This window comes from Streptomyces sp. NRRL B-3229, assembly GCF_000719505.1.
GTDB classification, from domain to species: Bacteria; Actinomycetota; Actinomycetes; order Streptomycetales; family Streptomycetaceae; genus Streptomyces; species Streptomyces griseorubiginosus.
This window is the reverse complement of the sequence record NZ_JOGP01000011.1, coordinates 46,040-63,992: the sequence shown is the minus strand read 5'-3', so window position 1 is coordinate 63,992 and position 17,953 is coordinate 46,040. Positions and strand designations below refer to the sequence as shown.

Here is a 17,953-nt window from a genome sequence, read left to right as displayed (position 1 = left end):
TCGCGCGGTTCCCCGCGCCCCTTCGGGGCGCTGCCGATCTGCTCAGCGCTCCCCGCCCGGCACCCAGAGCACGTCCCCGACCTCCTTGTTGGCCGTGCGGGCCAGAATGAACAGCAGGTCGGACAGCCGGTTGAGGTAGGTCGCCGTCAGTGGGTTCATGTGGTCGCCGTGGGCCTCCAGGGCTGCCCATGTGGAGCGCTCGGCACGCCGTACGACCGTGCAGGCCTGGTGGAGGAGGGCCGCGCCGGGGGTGCCGCCCGGCAGGATGAAGGAGCGGAGCTTATCGAGGCGCTCGTTGAAGCGGTCGCAGTCCGCCTCCAGCTTGTCGACGTAGAACTGCTCGACACGCAGGGGCGGGAACTCGGGGTTCTCGACCACCGGCGTGGACAGGTCGGCGCCGACGTCGAACAGGTCGTTCTGGACGCGGGTGAGGACCTCGACGATCTCCGCCTCCAGGCCGCCCAGGGCGATCGCCGTGCCGATCACCGCGTTCGCCTCGTTGGCGTCGGCGTACGCGGAGATCCGCAGATCGGTCTTGGCGACCCGGCTCATGTCGCCGAGGGCGGTGGTGCCCTGGTCGCCGGTCCTCGTGTAGATGCGCGTCAGATTGACCATGACCTCAGCGTAGTTTCGTCCCGGCCGTCCGGAACCCGCGTGTGCCGACCGTCACGGGAGGTGTGTGCGACCGCTTACTGCGTCCGGGCGCGAACCGGACGAAGTGTCACGAGAGACACTCGTGCTTCTCTGCGACGGGCAGGAGTCGTTGAGCGATAAGGTGCTCAACTACGCCGTACGAGACCACTCGTGACAGCTACCGGTGTGATGTCCGTCAGATGAGACGTGACGCGCATTACTAACCGGTCACACAGCCCCTCACGAGCGCTAGTGTCCGCCGCATAGACAACGTAAACAGGGCGTAAGGCGTTTCAAAGGGGAGTCGCAACAGTGGCACGGAAGCTTGCCGTCATCGGCGCCGGCTTGATGGGTTCCGGCATCGCCCAGGTCTCTGCCCAGGCGGGCTGGGACGTGGTCCTGCGGGACGTCACCGACGAGGCGCTGAAGCGCGGCACCGACGGCATCAAGGCTTCGTACGACAAGTTCGTGAGCAAGGGCAAACTGGAGGCGCACGACGCCGACGCCGCCCTCGCCCGGATCACCGCGACCACCGACCTGGACGCGGCCGCCGACGCCGACATCGTCGTCGAGGCCGTGTTCGAGAAGTTGGAAGTCAAGCACGAGATCTTCCGCGCGCTCGACAAGATCGTGCGCCCGGACGCCGTGCTCGCCTCCAACACCTCCGCGATCCCGATCACCAAGATCGCGGCGGCGACGGAGCACCCCGAGCGGGTCGTCGGCGTGCACTTCTTCTCGCCGGTGCCGATGATGCAGCTCGTCGAGCTGGTCCGCGGCTACAAGACGAGCGACGAAACCCTCGCCACGGCGCGGGAGTTCGCCGAGTCCGTCGGCAAGACCTGCATCGTGGTCAACCGGGACGTGGCGGGGTTCGTGACCACCCGTCTCATCTCCGCCCTCGTCGTCGAGGCGACCAAGCTCTACGAGTCGGGCGTCGCGACCGCCGAGGACATCGACCTGGCCTGCAAGCTGGGCTTCGGTCACGCCATGGGCCCGCTCGCCACGGCGGACCTCACCGGCGTCGACATCCTGCTGCACGCCACCGGCAACATCTACACCGAGTCCCAGGACGAGAAGTTCGCCCCGCCGGAGCTGATGCGCCGGATGGTGGACGCCGGTGACATCGGACGCAAGAGCGGGCAGGGCTTCTACAGCTACTGAGGAAGCGCCGGCAGCTATTGAGGAAGCGCCCGCCGCCGAGGTGGCTGCCGTAGTCATCGAGGCAGTCGGGGAACAACCACTGAAACCGCACAAACCCCTCTGGTTTCACACCTCAGGGTGAATTCGGTATCGGTTCGCTTACGGACGGCAACCTCTGGCCGCTCAACGCAGTCAGAGGTGTCATCACTGGACATCACATTCGTGGAGTACTACACGCACTCTCGGGGAGCGCATATGTACATCAGGGGCGACCACGCCGAGCTGGTCGTCGGGGGCCGCCTCGACGTCCGCAGCGCGGCGGACGCCCGTACGGTCCTGCACTCGGCCGTCGACGACGGAGCCGGCGACCTGGTGCTCGACCTGTCCGAGCTGGATTCCTGGGACGCCACCGGGCTCGGGGTGATCATGGGTGCGCACCGCAGGGCCGGCCGCTGCGGCCGCCGCCTGGTGCTGCGCGACGTACCGCCGCAGATGCAGCGCCTCCTGGTCGCCACCCGGCTGCACCGGATCCTGGCGATCGAGGGCGGCATCGGCGTCGAGTCGCTGCCCCGGGTCTGACCCGGTCACCGCGGCGAAACGCATCCCCCGCCCAATCCTCACGAGACTGTGACGTCTCGGACGGCGCGGTACCCCGGGCTGTCATAGATACTGTGCGAAGGTTTAGGGTTCGGTCGCCCGCTGCCTGCAACCCTTCCAGCGGGCCCGGACCAGAAGCGACAGCGCTGTGTGCTGCCGGCCGGGAGGGGCCACTGACGGCACACGAGACGCTTTTGGGGGGCTTGAACCTATGGACCCGAACAACCGGGGACCCGAGGAGTACGGCCATGACGGTGACGGCGGTTCGCCGCGTCAACGGCCTCCCAGGGACTCCCTCACATCCGACTTCGGCCAGCACTCACCCGCGCTCGCCCGCACCGTCCAGCTCGTCGCCGGTGACTACCTGCTCACCGTCAACCCCGTCGACGGCAGCGAGATAGAGGCCTGCCCGCCCGGCGAGCGCCCCGGCCGCCCCGCCAAGTACGGCGCCGCCGAACGCGCCGAGGTGGACCGCGCGGCCCGCCCGCCCGTCCCCCCGGGACCCACCCGCACCACCCTGGCGCTCCTGGCCCGCCAGGACGAGCGCGAGCAACTCGTGCGGATGCTCGCCCGCGGCCGTTCCGTCCGGCTGACCGGCCCCGCGGGATCCGGCCGCACCAGCCTCCTCGACGTCGTCGCCGAGGACTGCTCGGACCTCGCCCCCGACGGCGTGGTCCGTCTCACCGGCTTCCGCCGCACGGCCGCGGAGCTGCTGTACGACCTCTACTACGCCGTCTTCGACTCGCCCCTGCACCGCCCCGACCGGGACGAGCTGCTCTCCTGCGTCCGCGAGATCGGCGCGGTCGTCGTCCTCGACGACATCGAGTTCGGCGGGGCCGCCCTCGACGAACTCCTCGACGCCACACCCGAGTGCGCCTTCGTGATCGGTGCCACGCCCGAGGTGCCCGCGCCCTCGGCCGACTCCGCCGTCGAGGAGGTCGTCCTCAGCGGCCTCGAACGCGCCGACGGCGTGGAACTCCTGGAGCGTGCCGTCGGCCGGGTGCTGACGGAGGAGGAGTCCAACTGGGCCGGCGACCTCTGGTTCGAGTCCGAGGGCCTGCCGCTGCGCTTCGTCCAGGCCGGTGCCCTGCTCCGGCAGCGCGACCGGCAGCGGGCCGGGGCCGGCGCCGTCGACGAGTTCGGCGTGTTCGCGGAGATGGCCGTGGCCGACGCCCCGCCGCCCACCGACGACGCCGACGAGATACCCCTGCCCGCGCTGGGGGACGCCGCCGCGCCCGCACCGCTGCTCGCCTCCCGGCTGAGCGAGTCCGCGCGCGCCACCCTGCGGTTCGCCGTCGCCCTCGGCGGCGAGGTGCCCCACCAGGCGCACCTGCCCGCCCTGGTCGGGGACACCCACGCGGACGCCGCGCTCGGCGAGCTCGCGGACGCAGGACTGGTCTCCCCGGTGGGCTCCCGCTACCGGCTCGCCGCCGGAGTTCTCGCCCAGCTGGAAGCCGCCGGATACGCCGACGACATCGAGGACCGCGCCCGCACCGCCGCCCAGCACTACGACTGGTGGGCAGGTCACCCCTCGGTCACCCCCGAGCGGGTCTGCGCCGAGGCCGACGCGCTGCTCGCCGCCCTCGACGTCCTGGTCCCGGTGACCGTCGCGCCCCTCGACGGCGAGGAGGAGACGATCGCCGTGCGGCTGGCCCGCACGGCGGCACCCGCGTTCGCCGCCGGAGGCCACTGGGGCGCCTGGGAGCGTTCGTTGTGGGCCGGCTCCGAGGCCTCACGGCTGGCCGGCGAGGTGTCCGAGCGGGCCTACTTCCACCACGAACTCGGCATCCTCGCGCTGTGCGGCGGAGAGCTCGACCGGGCCCGCGCCGAACTGGAGGCCTCCATCGGCCTGCGCGGCGCCCTCGCCGACAAGCGCGGCACCGTGGCGGGCCGCAGGGCCCTCGCCCTGGTCTCCGACCGGGACGGCACCACACCCGCGACCGGCCTCGGCGCGACGGCCGGCGAGGAGGTGCCCGACGCCCGCCACGACGAGTCGGCCTCACCGCCCGGGGGAGTGCCCGCGGCCTTCCCGCGGCTCCAGCCGCCCGGCGAGTCCCAGACGGTCGTCGTCCACCGCACCCCCGCCACCGGGCCCTCCCGCAAGGCGCGGGGCGGTCTCAAGGGCCTCGCCAAGCGCAACCTCGTCGCCGCGGGTGCGGGCGCGCTGCTCGTCGCCGTCCTCGGCACGGTGGTGACCCTGGGCGCCACCTCCGACAACGACCCGAACTCGCCGTCGAACGAGGTCGGCGTCAACCCGTCGGCCAGCGTCGGCATCGACGACGGCAACCTCGGCGCGGACGTCCCGCAGAACGACAACAAGGGCGACACGGGTACGGCGACGTCCCGGCCGACCAATCCCGGGCCCGACGGGACGTACGGGACGGCGGACGATCCGACGCCGACGGGCACGACGAAGCCGTCCGACGATCCGAGCGGGACACACGGCGGCAGCTCGCCGAGCTCCACGAGGCCGACCTCACCCCGGCCGTCCAACTCGACGAGCTCATCGGGATCGCCCACCGGCAGGCCCAGCACCTCCAGTACGCCCTCGTCGACGCCGACCGGCTCGACGGGTACGCCGACGGGGACGCCCACTTCCACTCCGACCGGCACCACCCCGACCACCTCCAACTCGGCCAGTGGCCCCGCCTCCACCACCCCGGTGGAGAGCAGCTCGGCCAGTGCTCCCGAGAGCAGCACCGTGAGCTCGCCGAGCGGTTCGGTCATCTAGGCGCATCGCACGACAAGAGGGCCGGGTCCGTCACACACGGACCCGGCCCTCGTCGTCGTAGAAGTCGTAGAAGAGGACGCGCTGTCAGAACAGCCGCAGCTTGTCGTCCTCGATGCCGCGCAGCGCGTCGTAGTCGAGGACCGCGCAGCCGATGCCGCGGTCCGTGGCGAGCACGCGGGCCTGCGGCTTGATCTCCTGCGCGGCGAAGATGCCGCGGACCGGGGCGAGATGGGGGTCGCGGTTCAGCAGGTCGAGGTAACGGGTGAGCTGTTCCACGCCGTCGATCTCGCCGCGCCGCTTGATCTCCACTGCGACGGTCTGCCCCTCGGCGTCCCGGCACAGGATGTCGACCGGGCCGATGGCCGTCATGTACTCGCGGCGGATCAGGGTGTAGCCGTCGCCGAGCGTTTCGATGCGGTCGGCGAGCAGTTCCTGAAGGTGTGCTTCCACGCCGTCCTTGATCAGGCCGGGATCCACGCCCAGTTCGTGCGAGGAGTCGTGCAGGACCTCCTCCATCGTGATGATGAGCTTCTCGCCCGCCTTGTTGACGACGGTCCAGACGCCCTCCTCGTCGCCGGCTCCCTCCTTCAAGGTGCAGGGCGGCGACATCCAGTTCAGCGGCTTGTAGGCGCGGTCATCTGCGTGGATGGAGACGCTGCCGTCGGCCTTCACCAGGATCAGACGGGGGGCCGAGGGCAGGTGGGCGGTGAGCCGGCCCGCGTAGTCGACGGAACACCGGGCAATGACGAGACGCATGGTCGGCAACGCTACTCGACGGGCGCATGTCCACGCGATTCGGCCCGTAAGGCTGTGGAGAAAGCCTGTTCACTTGTGGCCGATTGTGGGCCTGTTGGGAGTGCCCTTTGTTCGCATTCTCCTGGTGCCGTCACGGCCCGTTGCCTACGGTAGTAAACGGGAGGTCGCGAGGCATGTACTGAGCGTGTTCGGCAGCGCGAACTCCCTTTATCTGTCCGGCAACCCCTGCGGAATCAGGGGTGCGAGAGGAGAACCCATGTCGCTCGACGTCTCACCGGCCCTGCTCGAGAAGGCCGAGCGAGGCGAGGTCGACGAAGCCGAATTCGTCGACTGCGTCCGGACCTCCCTGCCCTACGCATGGGAGATGATCAGCTCCCTGGTGGCCCAGCTGAAGGTGGACGGCGGCAACTTCGCCGACAACCAGACGCCCCCGCCGGACGAGCAGGCACGCGGTCAGCTGCTGCGTGCGCTTGCGAGTGACGCGATACGCGGCGCGCTTCAGCGGCACTTCGGTGTGCGGCTGGCCTTCCAGAACTGCCACCGGGTGGCGGTGTTCCCGTTGGACTCCTCTGTCGACGAGACGCTGACCCGTTTCACCTCGGTGCGCAGTCAGCTGCTGAACCAGTCTCCGGAGTTCCGGGACTGCTGACGCGACGCACCTGCTTGCCGCTCCGCCGTACGCGGGAGGTGCATCAGTACCGGGGCGGCAAGCCCCCGCCGGACGAGGGGTCCCTGTGGGCAAGGGTTCCTGCTCCACTTCAGGTCAGATGCGCCGGCACCTCTTCAGGTGAGGTGCGGCAGCACCTCGCCCCCCAGCCGCCGTACGTTCTCCTCGGTGGCCGCCAGGTCTCCCGAGCCCTCGACGAGCAGGGCGAAGCGGGAGATACCGGTCCGCTCGCTGGTCGCCGCGAGGCGGTCGGCGCACAGCCGCGGGGTGCCCACCGGGTGCAGTCCGCAGAGCAGTTCGGTGTAGGCCACCGGATCGCGCATCTGCCGTACGCGGCCGTCGACCGTGACATGGGCGCCCAGCCCCTGCCTGAGCCAGCCGGGCATCGCCTTCACCAACGCCTCCACCGCGTCGGTACGCCGGTCCGCGATCTGGCAGACACCGGCCGAGACATGGGGTGCCTCCAGGACCTGCTGCGGCGCGTGTCCGGCCGCGCGCGCCTGCCTGCGCCACAGGGCGACCATCTCCGCCTTCTCCTCGTCCCCGACATGCATCCCCAGCAGCATGGGCAGCCCGCGCTCGGCGGCCAGCCGGACACTCGCCGGGGAGGTGCAGGCGACGATCACCTCGGGGCCGTCCGCTTCCGTGAGCGACTCCGACGGCCGGGGTACGACGGGCACCTCGCGGAACCGGAAACGCTCGCCGTCGGCCCCCACGGAGGGCTCGCGCAGCCAGCGCACCAGCAGATCGAGTGATTCCGGGAACCCCTTCTCGTACGCCTCCAGGCCCGCCCCGAACACCTCCAGGTCGACCCACGGTCCGCCGCGCCCGACGCCCAGCGAGAACCGCCCGCCGCTCGTCATGTGCAGCAGCGCGGCCTGCTCGCCGAGCGCCACCGGGTGGACCGTGGGCAGCACGCTCACGGCGGTGCCGACGCGGATGCGGCGGGTGCGGCCCAGCAGCAGCGCCGCCAGGGTGATCGCGGACGGGCAGGTGCCGTACGGCACGAAGTGGTGTTCGGCCAGCCAGACCGCGTCGAGTCCGGCCTCCTCCGCGACCTCGGCCGAGCGGACCGCGCGGTGCAGCGCCTCCCCCTGGCCCTGCCCCGGGAACTGGGCCGCCAACAGAAATGTTCCAACGTGCATGTGCTTTTCCTGCTTCCTCGGCTCCGACACGGAGCTCCCCCACACGGCATAACCGTCTGACACGTGCCGAGGACACGGCCTGGCGGAGAGATTTGCCGATTGTCTGGAGAATGGGCCGCACAGGAGGGGGACTTGTGGGGGTTGGTTCCCTACGCGTACCCCGCCGCGTGCCGCGTAGGCTGGATACGTTCCCTGCTTCCTGTATAGCCCCGTGAGGTGTCCCGTGTCCCCGCGTCGCAACCGACCCAAGGGTTCCGGTTCGTCGGACCAGGCCGACCGCAGCGCCGAGGACGACCGGTCCGGCCGCTACGGCGGCTTCCAGTCCTCGACGCACTGGCAGGGCGAGGACTGGAACGTCCGGCATGTGGCGGGCGCCAGCGCGCAGGGCAAGACGTACCGCTGCCCGGGCTGCGACCAGATGATCCCGGACGGCGTCCCGCACGTGGTGGCCTGGCCGGACCACACCGGTGTCGACGAGCGCAGACACTGGCACAAGGCGTGCTGGAACGCGCGGGACCGCCGCACCACGCGGGTGCAGCGGTCCCGTAACGCGCCGAAGTTCTGAGCCCTCGAAGGACTCTTCCAGGGGCTCCTCTACACGTCCCGCTTCTCCAGCAGGGCATAGGCGCCGGCGAACGCGACGGCCGTGACGCCGAGGATGATCCACAGCGGGTCCCAGCCCGAAGGACCGCTGTCGGTCAGGGAGTTGGCGTAGAAGACGCTGAGCTGGTTCGGGATGGAGTACTCGAACAGCGCCTGGCGCACGCCCTCCAGGGACTGCGAGAACATGAACAGCGCGATGACCAGCGGGGCCAGCACGACACCGATCATGATGGTGATCGCGCCCGCCGAGTGCCGGATGATCGAGCCGATGATCAGCGAGAGCAGGCCGAGCAGGGCGATGTAGAGCGAGATGCCGAGGGTGCCCTTCAGCCACTCCTGGCCGGTCGGCTCGGAGGCGCCGTCGAGCAGGGCGACGTCCGCGAGGGCGACCAGGAGCACCGAGACCAGGGTGATGACGAAGGCGACGGTGAAGAACACGATCGACTTCGCGGCCAGCACCCGCCCGCGGGAGGGGCAGGCGACCATGGTGGTCCTGATCATTCCCGTCCCGTACTCCGAGGCCGTCGTCAGCACGCCGAGGGTGATGACGCACATGCTGCCGAGCAGCAGACCGAAGAACCCGAACGACAGCGGGTTCTGGTCCCGCAGGTCGTCCGGCGAGCTGTTGGCCGCGATCAGTGCGGCGGCCCCCAGCCCGATCCCGATCATGATCAGTACGAACACGCCCAGCGTCCACATCGTCGACCGCACGGACCGGATCTTCGTCCACTCCGAGGCGATCGCGTGCCCGAGATGGGTCCGCACCACGGGGATCGGCGAGGTGTAGCCGGTGTACGCCGGTCCACCCGCGGCCTGCCAGTTCGGCACGGCGGGCTGGGCCTGCGGCATCGAAGGCTGGGGGGTGCTCATCGGGCGTCCTCGGGCTCGTTCGGGGTGGCGGACTGCTGCGGGGCGGGTCCCTGCGGGGCGGGAGCGGCGGCGGCCTGGGCGGGCGCGGGCGGTGCCTGCTGCGGCGCGGGCGCGACGGTTCCGCCGGGGACGGGCTGGGCGGGCGCGGGCGTGGGGTGCGCGGGCGGCTGAGGGGCGCCCGGCGCCTGGCCGGGCGCCGGGTGTGCCGGGGCCTGCGGAGCCGTCGGGCCCGGCTGGGCGTACGGGTTGGGGCCGGCGGCGCCGGGGCCGCCGTACGGGTTCGCGGGCGGGTGGCCCTGCGGTGGTGCGAACGGCTGCCCGCCCTGCTGGGGCGGCGGCGGGGCGTACCAGCCCGGCTGGCCCTGGCCCGGGACCGGCATCGGAGGCTGGGCGCCCGGCGGGAGGGGCTGCATGAGCCCTTCCTTCTGGTCGGTCGTGGAGCGGTAGTCCACCGCGCCCTGCGTCATCCGCATGTACGCCTCCTCCAGCGAGGCCTGGTGCGGCGACAGCTCCCACAGGCGTACGTCCGAGTCGTGCGCGATGTCGCTGATGCGGGGGAGCGCCAGCCCCGTCACCCGCAGCGCCCCGTCCTGCTCCGGCAGCACGTGTCCGCCCGCCTCGGTGATCGCGGCCGACAGCTTCTCGCGGAGCTGCGGCTCGGTGTCCGGGGTGCGCACGCGCGCGAAGCCCGCGGAGTTCGCGGCGATGAAGTCCTGGATGTTCATGTCGGCGAGCAGCTGCCCGCGCCCGATGACGATGAGGTGGTCCGCGGTCAGCGCCATCTCGCTCATCAGGTGAGAGGAGACGAAGACCGTACGGCCCTCCGCCGCCAGCGCCTTCATCAGGTTGCGCACCCACAGGATGCCCTCGGGGTCGAGTCCGTTGACCGGCTCGTCGAAGAGCAGCACCTGGGGGTCGCCGAGCAGCGCGGCCGCGATGCCGAGCCGCTGCCCCATGCCGAGCGAGAAGCCCTTGGAGCGCTTCCTGGCCACGTCCTGGAGACCGACCACCCCCAGCACCTCGTCCACCCGGCGGGCCGGGATCCCGGAGAGCTGGGCCAGGCACAGCAGGTGGTTACGGGCCGCCCGTCCGCCGTGCACGGCCTTCGCGTCGAGCAGGGCGCCGACCTGCCGGGCCGCGTTGGGCAGCCTGCGGTACGGGTAGCCGCCGATCGTCACCTGACCGGACGTGGGATTGTCCAGGCCCAGGATCATCCTCATGGTCGTGGACTTGCCCGAGCCGTTGGGGCCCAGGAAGCCGGTCACGGAACCGGGACGCACCTGGAAGGAAAGGTTGTACACAGCGGTCTTGTCGCCGTAGCGCTTGGTCAGGCCGACTGCCTCGATCATGCTCCGCACCCATCGCAAGGTTCAGGACAGCGGGGCACACGCCCCCCGTAAGGGTTAGGAGCTTATCGGGGCGCTGACGGTTCCGCTCAAATGAAAGCAAAGGCTTCCCGCGTCACGCGTCCCGCTTCTTCAACAGGACGTACGCCCCGATCAGGGCTGCCGCGACCCACAGCGCCATGATCCCGAGACCGCCCCAGGGGCCGTAGGGGGAGTCGTCGTCGATCGGGGTGACCACCTGCATGATCTTGCTGCCGGCCTGGTCGGGCAGGAACCGGCCGACCTTCTTCGTCGCCGAGACATTGCCCAGGATGTTGGAGATCAGGAAGAAGAACGGCATCAGGATGCCCAGCGACAGCATCGGGGAGCGCAGCATCGCCGCGACGCCCATCGAGAACATCGCGATCAGGGTCATGTAGACGCCGCCGCCGATGACCGCGCGCAGCACCCCGGGGTCGCCGATCTCCGCCCGGTGCGAGCCGAGCATCGCCTGCCCGAGGAAGAAGGTGACGAAGCTGGTGACCAGGCCGACGACCAGGCAGAGCCCGGTCGCCACCGCGATCTTGCTCACCAGGAAGGTGCCGCGCTGCGGTACCGCGGCCAGCGAGGTGCGGATCATGCCGGTGCTGTACTCGTTCGAGACGACGAGCACCCCGAACACGATCATCGCCAGCTGGCCGAGGCTCATCCCGGCGAAGCTGATGAAGGTCGGGTCGAAGGAGAGCTGGTCCTTGCGGCTCATGTTGTCGAACTCGTTCTTCGACAGGGCCGAGATCAGGATGCCGAGCCCGATGGTGACGACCACGGCGAGGGAGAGCGTCCACACCGTGGACGCCACCGACCGGATCTTGGTCCATTCGGAGCGGATGACCTGGGTCGCCGCCATGCTCACTTCCCCTTCCAGGCGTCGCCCCAGGCCGGTTGCGGCTCGGACGGCGCGTCGCTGTGCGCGTGGTACTCGACCGACTCCGCGGTCAGCTGCATGAACGCCTCCTCCAGGGAGGCCTGTTGGGGGCTCAGCTCGTGCAGCACGATCTGGTGCTGCGCGGCCAGCTCACCGATGTGCTCGGACTTGCCGCCGTCCACCTCCAGCGTGCCGTTGCCGGTCTCCACGACGGTGATCCCGGCCGCGTGCAGCACGTCGAGCAGCCGCTCGCGCTGCGGGGTGCGGATCCGGACGTACGACCGCGAGTTCTGCGCGATGAAGTCGGCCATGGAGGTGTCGGCGAGCAGCCTGCCCTGACCGATCACCACGAGGTGGTCGGCGGTCAGCGCCATCTCGCTCATGAGGTGGCTCGACACGAAGACCGTCCGGCCCTGCGCGGCCAGGGACTTCATCAGGTTGCGGATCCAGTGGATGCCCTCGGGGTCGAGCCCGTTGACCGGCTCGTCGAACATCAGGATCCGCGGGTCGCCCAGCAGTGCGCCCGCGATGCCGAGCCGTTGGCCCATGCCCAGCGAGAACCCCTTGGCCTTCTTCTTCGCGACCGCTGTCAGACCGACCGTGTCGAGCACCTCGTGCACCCGCTTCGTCGGGATGCCGTTGCTCTGCGCGAGGCACAGCAGGTGGTTGTAGGCGCTGCGCCCACCGTGCATCGCCTTGGCGTCCAGCAGGGCACCGATGTACGTCAGCGGGTCCTTGAGCTGGTCGTAGTGCTTGCCGTCGATCCGGACGTCTCCCGCGGTGGGCCGGTCGAGGCCCAACATCATGCGCATGGTGGTCGACTTGCCCGCCCCGTTGGGACCGAGGAAGCCCGTGACGATGCCCGGTCTGACGGTGAAGGTGAGGTTGTTCACCGCCACCTTCTCGCCGTACCGCTTGGTCAGCCCCGCTAGCTCGATCATGCCGACCACGCTAGGGGCGCGCCCCTGCGGATGCCACTCCTATGGGCAAACGGAGACCGACGGAAGCGGTAAGAATCCCGCAACGCCCCCGGGGTACGCCGAAGGCCCGCACGGATCCTGGTACGCCCAGGGCCCGCACGGATCCCGGTACACCCAGGGCCCGCACGGATCCTGGTACACCCAGGGCCCGCACGGATCCCGGTACACCCAAGGCCCGCACTGACCCGGGTACGCCGAAGGCCCGTACCTCCGGGGGAGACGGTACGGGCCTTCGTGCTGCCTTCAGGCGGTGTTACCGGGACTGCTGGGCCGGAACCCCGCGGGAGATCGGCTCGTCCTCGACCGGGGAGCCGGCGGCGGCCACCGCGGCACCGGTCAGCGTGGCGAGCATCTCGCGGACGTTCGTCAGCTGGGCGTTGATCGAGTCGCGACGGTTCGTCAGGGCCGCGAGCTCGCGCTCGGATTCCGAACGGATCCGGTCGGCCTTGGCGTTGGCGTCGGCCACGATGTCCTCGGCCTGGCGCTGAGCCGTCTCCACCGTCTGGCGGGCGCGGCGCTCGGCGTCGGTGCGCAGCTTCTCCGCCTCCAGGCGCAGCTGCTCCGCGCGGTGCTCGATCTCCGCGAGGCGCTTCTCCGCCTTCTGCTGACGGGACGCCAGGTCACGCTCGGACTGCTCCCGGCGCTTGGCGAGGTTCGTCTCGAAGTCGGCGGCGGCCTGCGCGGCCTTGGCGCGGGTCTCCTCGAAGAGGGCGTCCGCCTCCTCACGCTTGGACTGCGCGTCCTTCTGGGCCTCGGAACGCAGCTGAGAGGCGTCGCTCTTGGCCTTCTCGACGATCCGGACGCCCTCGTCCTCGGCCTTGGCCTTGCGCTCCGCAGCGAACGATTCTGCGTCGTTGCGGACCTGCTGGGCCGCCGACTCGGCAAGCTCGCGGTGCTGCTCGGCCGCGCGACGGGCCTCCTCGCGCAGGTCCTTGGCCTCCTCCTCGGCGAGGCGGAGGATCTTCTCGACACGCGCGCCGAGACCGGCGTACGACGGCTCGGCGTCGCTTACCTGGGCCTGGGCGTTCTGCGTCTCGAGGTGGAGCTCCTCGATGCGCTTTTCCAGGGCGGTGATGCGGGAGAGAGCGCTGTCACGGTCGGAGACGAGCTTGGAGATCCGTTCGTCCACCTGAGCGCGGTCGTACCCACGCCGCACAAGCTCGAAGCCGTAGGGGGAAGTGTCGCTCATGGGGTTCCTGTCAAATGAGACCGGTGAGGTGATAGGGGGAATCCTAGGGGCCGAAGCGGTGTGTCATCGAGCGGATACGTGTTTGATCTGGAGAATGACACCCCTTTTGAGTGGCTAACCCAGGGACGGCTTGCCAAAAACTTGGTCAAAGGCCCCAGAAGGTACCGGATTCCAGCGGCCGGTCAGCTGTCCGACGGCTTACCCGAACGAGGGGCACCGACGGCCGCGCCCGCCTTGACGCCACCGTCCTTGCCGCCCGCCGGGGCCTCGAAGGACTCCAACGCCTCCAGGACGTCCTGGACACGGGAGATCTCCGTATTGATGTCCTCACGGCGGCGGACGAGGACCTCCAGCTCGCGCTTGCCCTCCTCGACCGTGCGCCTGGCCTCGCGGATCGCCTCGGCCTTGAGCTCCTCGGCCTCCCGGATCAGCGTGGCCTTCTTCTGCTCGGCCTCCTTGAGCAGCCCCTCGGCCTTCTTGACCGCGGCGATGCGCACCTTGCCGGCCTCGGAATTGGCCTCCGAGACCAGCTCCTTGGCCTTCGCCTGTGCCTTCGCGAGCTGCTCCTCGGCGGCCGTGATGAGCGCGTCGCAGCGGTCGCCGGCCGACTTCATGGTCTCGGCGGCCTCGCGGCGGGCCCGCTCGTGCAGCGCCTCGATCTCGCCGGTGATCCGGTCGCGCAGCTCCTCCGCGCGCTCCCTTATGGCGGTCGCGTCCCGGCGGGCACCGACCAGCAGCTCGTCCGCGTCCGTACGGGCCTTCTCCACACGCGCGTTGCCCTCGACCGTGGCCTCCGACACCAGCCGGTCGGCCTCCGTGCGGGCCGCGCCGACCATGGTGTCGGCCTGCGCCTCCGCCTCCGCGGTGGTCTTGAGCGCCTGCTGCTGCGCCTCGGTGAGCAGCTTGTCCGCCTCGGCGGTGGTCTCCGTGATGAGCGTGTCGACCTGCTCGGCCACGTCCTGGCGGCGCTTGTTGGCCTCCTTGCGGACCTCGTCGAGGGTCCGGTCGGCCTCCTCGCGCGCGGAGTTGACCAGCTCCTCGGCCGCGGCCGCCGCCTCCGCCCGGACCCGCTCGGCCTCGGTGCGCATGCGCTCCGCGTGCTGCTGGGCCTGACCGACGGTGTCCGCGGCCTCGGCGCGCAGCCGCTCCGCGTCCCCGGTCGCCTCCCCGATCAGCTGCTCCGCCTGGGCCACCGACTCCGCGCGGACCCGCTCGGCCTCCGCCACGGTCTCCGACCGCAGCCGCTCCGCCTCGGCGACCGTCTCCGTGCGCAGCCGGTCGGTGTCGGCGATGGTCTCCTCGGTGAGCCGCTCCGCCTCGTGGCGCGCCTCGGTGATGAGGGTGTCCGCCTGCGTCGCCGCGTCCGAGCGGATGCGGTTGGCGTCCTCGCGGGCGTCGGCCCGGGTACGGGAGGCGTCCTGCTCGGCCTGGGCGATGGTGTCGGACGCCTCGGTGCGCGCCCGCTGGGCGTGCTCGGACGCGTCCGACCGCAGCCGCTCCGCCTCCGCGATCGCCTCCGAGACGGTGCGCTCGGCAAGGGACTTGGCCGCGTCCGTCTCCTCGGCGGCCTCGCGCCGGATGCGAGCCGCGTCCTCGCTGGCCCGCTCACGCTCCGAGTAGGCGTCCGAGCGGACCCGGTCGGCCTCCTCCTGCGCCTCGCGCCGGGTGCGGTCGGCCGCGTGCTCGGCGGCGGAGCGCAGCCCGGTGATCTCCTCCTGGGCCTGCTCGTGCAGCCCGGCGACCGAGTCGCGGACCTGCTGGGCGTGCTGCTCGGCGGCCGACACCATCTCCGTGGCCCGCCGGTCCGCCTCCTCGACCAGCCGTACGGCCTCGGCCTGGGCCTCCTCGACACGGTTGCGGGCGGAGGCGAGCAGCTCCTCGCTCTGCTCGCGGGCCCGCTCACGCTCCTGGTCGGCCTCCTGGCGGGCCGAGCCGAGATACTCCTCGGCCTCGCGGCGGCGCCGGTTGGCCTCCTCCTGGGCGGCGGCCAGCGTCTCGGACGCCTCGGTGGCGAGCCGCTCGGCGGCGGCCTGCGCCTCCGCCCGGACCCGGTTCGCGGTGTCCTGCGCCTCGGACTTCAGCCGCTCCGCCTCCGCGGCGGCCTCGGAGCGCAGCCGTACGGCGACGGCCTCGCCCTCGGCGCGCGAGGCGGACGCGTCGGACGCGGCCTCGGTGCGCAGCCGGTCGGCCTCGGCCTCGGCCTGCTGCTGGAGGCTGCGGATCCGCTCGGCGGCCTCGGTGCGCAGCCGGTCGGCCTCCTCGCCCGCCTCGCGGCGGATCCGCGCGGCCTCCTCACGGGCCTCCGTGAGCGCCTGTTCGGCGGCGGCGAGGCGCTCCTCGGCCTCGGTGTGCAGCCGGGCCAGTTCCTCGGCGGCCTCGGCACGGCGTGCCTCTATGGCCCGCTCGGTCTCCTCGCGCAGCTCACTCGCGGACCGCTCGGCGGCGGCCGTGATCTCCTCGGACAGCTCGACGGCCTCGGCCCGCTGGCGCTCGGCCTCGTTGCGGGTGCGCTCCAGGGTTTCCTCGGCCTGCCGGCGCAGCGTGGTGGCGCGCTCGATGGCCTCGGTGCGGACCTTCTCGCTGTCCGTGGTCGCGCTCTGGCGCAGCTCGTCGGCGTCCGCCTTGGCCTTGGAGAGCAGCTCCTCGGCGGTCTTGGCGGCCTCCTCGATCTGCTGGACGGCCTCCTTGCGGGCCTCCGCGCGGATCTTCTCGCCCTCGGCGACCGCGTCGGCGCGCAGCTGCTCGGCCTCGCCGCGCAGCCGGCGGGCCTCCTCCTGGAGCTCGACCGTCTTGGCCCGGTACTCCTTGGTGTCGTCCTTCGCGGAGCCCTTGAGCTGCTCGGCGATGTCGTGCGCCTCGGCGCGCAGCCGGTCCGCCTCGGTCTCGGCCTCGCGGCGGATCCGCTCGGCCTCCTCGGCGGCGGCCCTGGTGGTCCGCTGCGCGTCCTCCTGGGCCTTGTTGAGGACGTCCTCGGCGGTCTTGGCCGCCTTCGACAGCTGGGTCGCGCTCTCCTCGGCGGTGAGCGTGCGGGCCTTCTCGGAGGCCTCGGCGATGATCTTCTCGGCCTCGGCACGGGCGTCCGCGACGACCTGCTCGGCGGCCTCCTTGGTCGCCTCGGCCTCCTGGCTGGCCTCGCTGACCAGCCGGGCGACCTGCTCCTTGGCCGTACGGGTGCGCTGCTCGTTGGCCGACTCGGCGCTCGCGAGGGTCTTCTCCGCGGCCGACTTCGCCTCGGTCAGCACCTTCTCGGCCTCGGCCTGCGCCTTGCGCAGCGCCTCCTCGGCCTCCGCCATCCGCTGTTCGGCGGCCCGGCTGAGCTCGGTGGCCTGACGGCGGGCGGAGTCCGACTCGGTCGCCGTGGAGGTGCGCAGCTGCTCGGCGTGGTCGGTGGCCTCCTGGGCCTGCGTGGAGGCGGTCTCCAGAAGCCGTTCGGCGTCCGCGCGGGCCCGCCGCAGCAGCTGCTCGGCCTCCGCGCGGGCCGCCTCGGCCTCGCTCTGGAGCCGCTGACGAGCCTCGCTGGTGACCCGCTCGGCCTCGGCGCGGGCGGCCGCCATGGCCTGCTCGGCCTCCGCGCGGGACTCCTCGAGGAGCCGGCGGGCCTGGGACTCGCTGCGGGCGCGCAGCTGCTCGGCCCACGCCACGTTCTCGTTGACGTGCGACTCGACCGTCTGCCGGCGCTCGGCCAGCTCCTGGTCGAGCTGCTGGCGGCGGGTGACGGCCTCCTGGTGCAGCTCCGCCTGGAGGCGCGCGGCCTGCTCGGCGTGCTCCTGGAGGATGCGCTGGGTCTGGGCCCGGACCTGGCTCAGCTCGCGCTCGGCGTCCTGGCGCAGCTGGTCGGCCTGGATCTGCGCGTTGCGCAGCAGCTGCTCGGCCTGGTAGCCGATGTCACCGCCGCCGAATTCGGGCCGGGACATGAGGGTGCGCCGCGCCTCGTGCAACTTGGCGCGCAGCACCTCGACCTGGTAGCCGAGGTCCTCGGCGTGCTGGATCGCCTTTTCCCGCTCGGTCTTCAGCCGGTCCATCTCGGCCTCGAACCGAGAGAGGTGGTCGACGTCAGCCGCCGGCTCTCGCTCCTGGCGTTCGTAGCCCCGCACTGCGCGGTCCCATCCGTCCCCTGGTCGCAAGTCTTTCCGAACGAGCCCTGTCCATCCGCCGAACGGGGCCCCCGGGGAATGGTGTCAGATCAACGGCGGAGCATGGGCTGCCGCCCGCTGCTCGTCCCCCGAAACCCGGACCCCGGAGGTCCCGGCGGCAGAGGTGGCGTCGTCCGCCGGAAGGCGGGCCGTGCGGTGTCCGGTGCCTGCGATCACAGAGCGCCGGAAGGTCCTCGTGGCGGAACCACCAGGGCCTTTCGGCAACGCGGCGAGCGTGTGTGCCGGGCATTGCACGGCA

General features: G+C 71.3%; 14 protein-coding genes and 1 pseudogene. 6 read left to right on the top strand and 9 right to left on the bottom strand.

Features of this window, described 5'->3' with window-relative positions; genetic code table 11:
- Nucleotides 1–42: 42 nt before the first annotated feature.
- On the bottom strand, nucleotides 43–615 hold the full coding sequence (locus IF54_RS0119320; protein WP_030320289.1) for a cob(I)yrinic acid a,c-diamide adenosyltransferase: 573 nt from the start codon (nucleotides 613–615) through the stop codon (nucleotides 43–45).
- 82 nt (nucleotides 616–697) lie between these two features.
- On the opposite strand from IF54_RS0119320, the pseudogene IF54_RS43430 reads away from it, so the two are divergent.
- The 4 genes and pseudogenes from IF54_RS43430 to IF54_RS0119305 all read left to right on the top strand — a co-directional run.
- Nucleotides 698–808 (top strand): annotated as a pseudogene (locus IF54_RS43430) (TetR/AcrR family transcriptional regulator); the annotation flags it as partial.
- A 137-nt stretch (nucleotides 809–945) separates the two neighbouring features.
- Nucleotides 946–1,794: a 3-hydroxyacyl-CoA dehydrogenase family protein gene (locus tag IF54_RS0119315; protein WP_020136552.1), complete on the top strand. Its 849-nt coding sequence runs from the start codon at nucleotides 946–948 to the stop codon at nucleotides 1,792–1,794.
- 234 nt (nucleotides 1,795–2,028) lie between these two features.
- Nucleotides 2,029–2,352 carry an STAS domain-containing protein gene (locus IF54_RS0119310; RefSeq protein ID WP_020136551.1) on the top strand — a complete coding sequence of 108 codons (324 nt, stop codon included), beginning with the start codon at nucleotides 2,029–2,031 and terminating at the stop codon, nucleotides 2,350–2,352.
- A 229-nt stretch (nucleotides 2,353–2,581) separates the two neighbouring features.
- On the top strand, nucleotides 2,582–5,101 hold the full coding sequence (locus IF54_RS0119305; protein WP_030320284.1) for an ATPase AAA: 2,520 nt from the start codon (nucleotides 2,582–2,584) through the stop codon (nucleotides 5,099–5,101).
- A gap of 84 nt (nucleotides 5,102–5,185) precedes the next feature.
- On the opposite strand, the gene nucS is transcribed toward IF54_RS0119305, so the two are convergent.
- On the bottom strand, nucleotides 5,186–5,857 hold the full coding sequence (nucS, locus tag IF54_RS0119300) for an endonuclease NucS (protein ID WP_030320282.1): 672 nt from the start codon (nucleotides 5,855–5,857) through the stop codon (nucleotides 5,186–5,188).
- A 256-nt stretch (nucleotides 5,858–6,113) separates the two neighbouring features.
- On the opposite strand from nucS, the gene IF54_RS0119295 reads away from it, so the two are divergent.
- Nucleotides 6,114–6,506 carry an SCO5389 family protein gene (locus tag IF54_RS0119295; protein ID WP_030320280.1) on the top strand — a complete coding sequence of 131 codons (393 nt, stop codon included), beginning with the start codon at nucleotides 6,114–6,116 and terminating at the stop codon, nucleotides 6,504–6,506.
- A 134-nt stretch (nucleotides 6,507–6,640) separates the two neighbouring features.
- Here the strand turns inward: IF54_RS0119295 and IF54_RS0119290 are convergent, their stop codons facing one another.
- The gene (locus IF54_RS0119290) at nucleotides 6,641–7,669 is read right to left on the bottom strand and encodes an LLM class flavin-dependent oxidoreductase (protein ID WP_030320278.1); all 1,029 of its coding nucleotides are present in this window, start codon (nucleotides 7,667–7,669) and stop codon (nucleotides 6,641–6,643) included.
- 223 nt (nucleotides 7,670–7,892) lie between these two features.
- Here IF54_RS0119290 and IF54_RS0119285 point away from each other — a divergent pair, with 223 nt between their 5' ends.
- On the top strand, nucleotides 7,893–8,234 hold the full coding sequence (locus IF54_RS0119285; RefSeq protein ID WP_030320276.1) for a hypothetical protein: 342 nt from the start codon (nucleotides 7,893–7,895) through the stop codon (nucleotides 8,232–8,234).
- A gap of 29 nt (nucleotides 8,235–8,263) precedes the next feature.
- Here the strand turns inward: IF54_RS0119285 and IF54_RS0119280 are convergent, their stop codons facing one another.
- The 6 genes from IF54_RS0119280 to scy form a co-directional block, all read right to left on the bottom strand.
- Nucleotides 8,264–9,142 carry an ABC transporter permease gene (locus IF54_RS0119280; RefSeq protein WP_030320274.1) on the bottom strand — a complete coding sequence of 293 codons (879 nt, stop codon included), beginning with the start codon at nucleotides 9,140–9,142 and terminating at the stop codon, nucleotides 8,264–8,266.
- The gene (locus IF54_RS0119275; RefSeq protein WP_030320272.1) at nucleotides 9,139–10,491 is read right to left on the bottom strand and encodes an ABC transporter ATP-binding protein; all 1,353 of its coding nucleotides are present in this window, start codon (nucleotides 10,489–10,491) and stop codon (nucleotides 9,139–9,141) included. Before IF54_RS0119275 ends, IF54_RS0119280 begins: the two co-directional genes overlap by 4 nt.
- A 112-nt stretch (nucleotides 10,492–10,603) precedes the next feature.
- The gene (locus IF54_RS0119270; RefSeq protein WP_030320270.1) at nucleotides 10,604–11,374 is read right to left on the bottom strand and encodes an ABC transporter permease; all 771 of its coding nucleotides are present in this window, start codon (nucleotides 11,372–11,374) and stop codon (nucleotides 10,604–10,606) included.
- 2 nt (nucleotides 11,375–11,376) lie between these two features.
- On the bottom strand, nucleotides 11,377–12,333 hold the full coding sequence (locus IF54_RS0119265; protein ID WP_030320266.1) for an ABC transporter ATP-binding protein: 957 nt from the start codon (nucleotides 12,331–12,333) through the stop codon (nucleotides 11,377–11,379).
- Between the two features lie 292 nt (nucleotides 12,334–12,625).
- Nucleotides 12,626–13,561, bottom strand: coding sequence for a cellulose-binding protein (locus IF54_RS0119260; RefSeq protein ID WP_020136541.1), 936 nt, complete (start codon nucleotides 13,559–13,561; stop codon nucleotides 12,626–12,628).
- A gap of 182 nt (nucleotides 13,562–13,743) precedes the next feature.
- Complete coding sequence (gene scy, locus IF54_RS0119255; protein WP_030320264.1) at nucleotides 13,744–17,655, bottom strand: polarized growth protein Scy; 3,912 nt, start codon at nucleotides 17,653–17,655, stop codon at nucleotides 13,744–13,746.
- Nucleotides 17,656–17,953 lie beyond the last annotated feature (298 nt).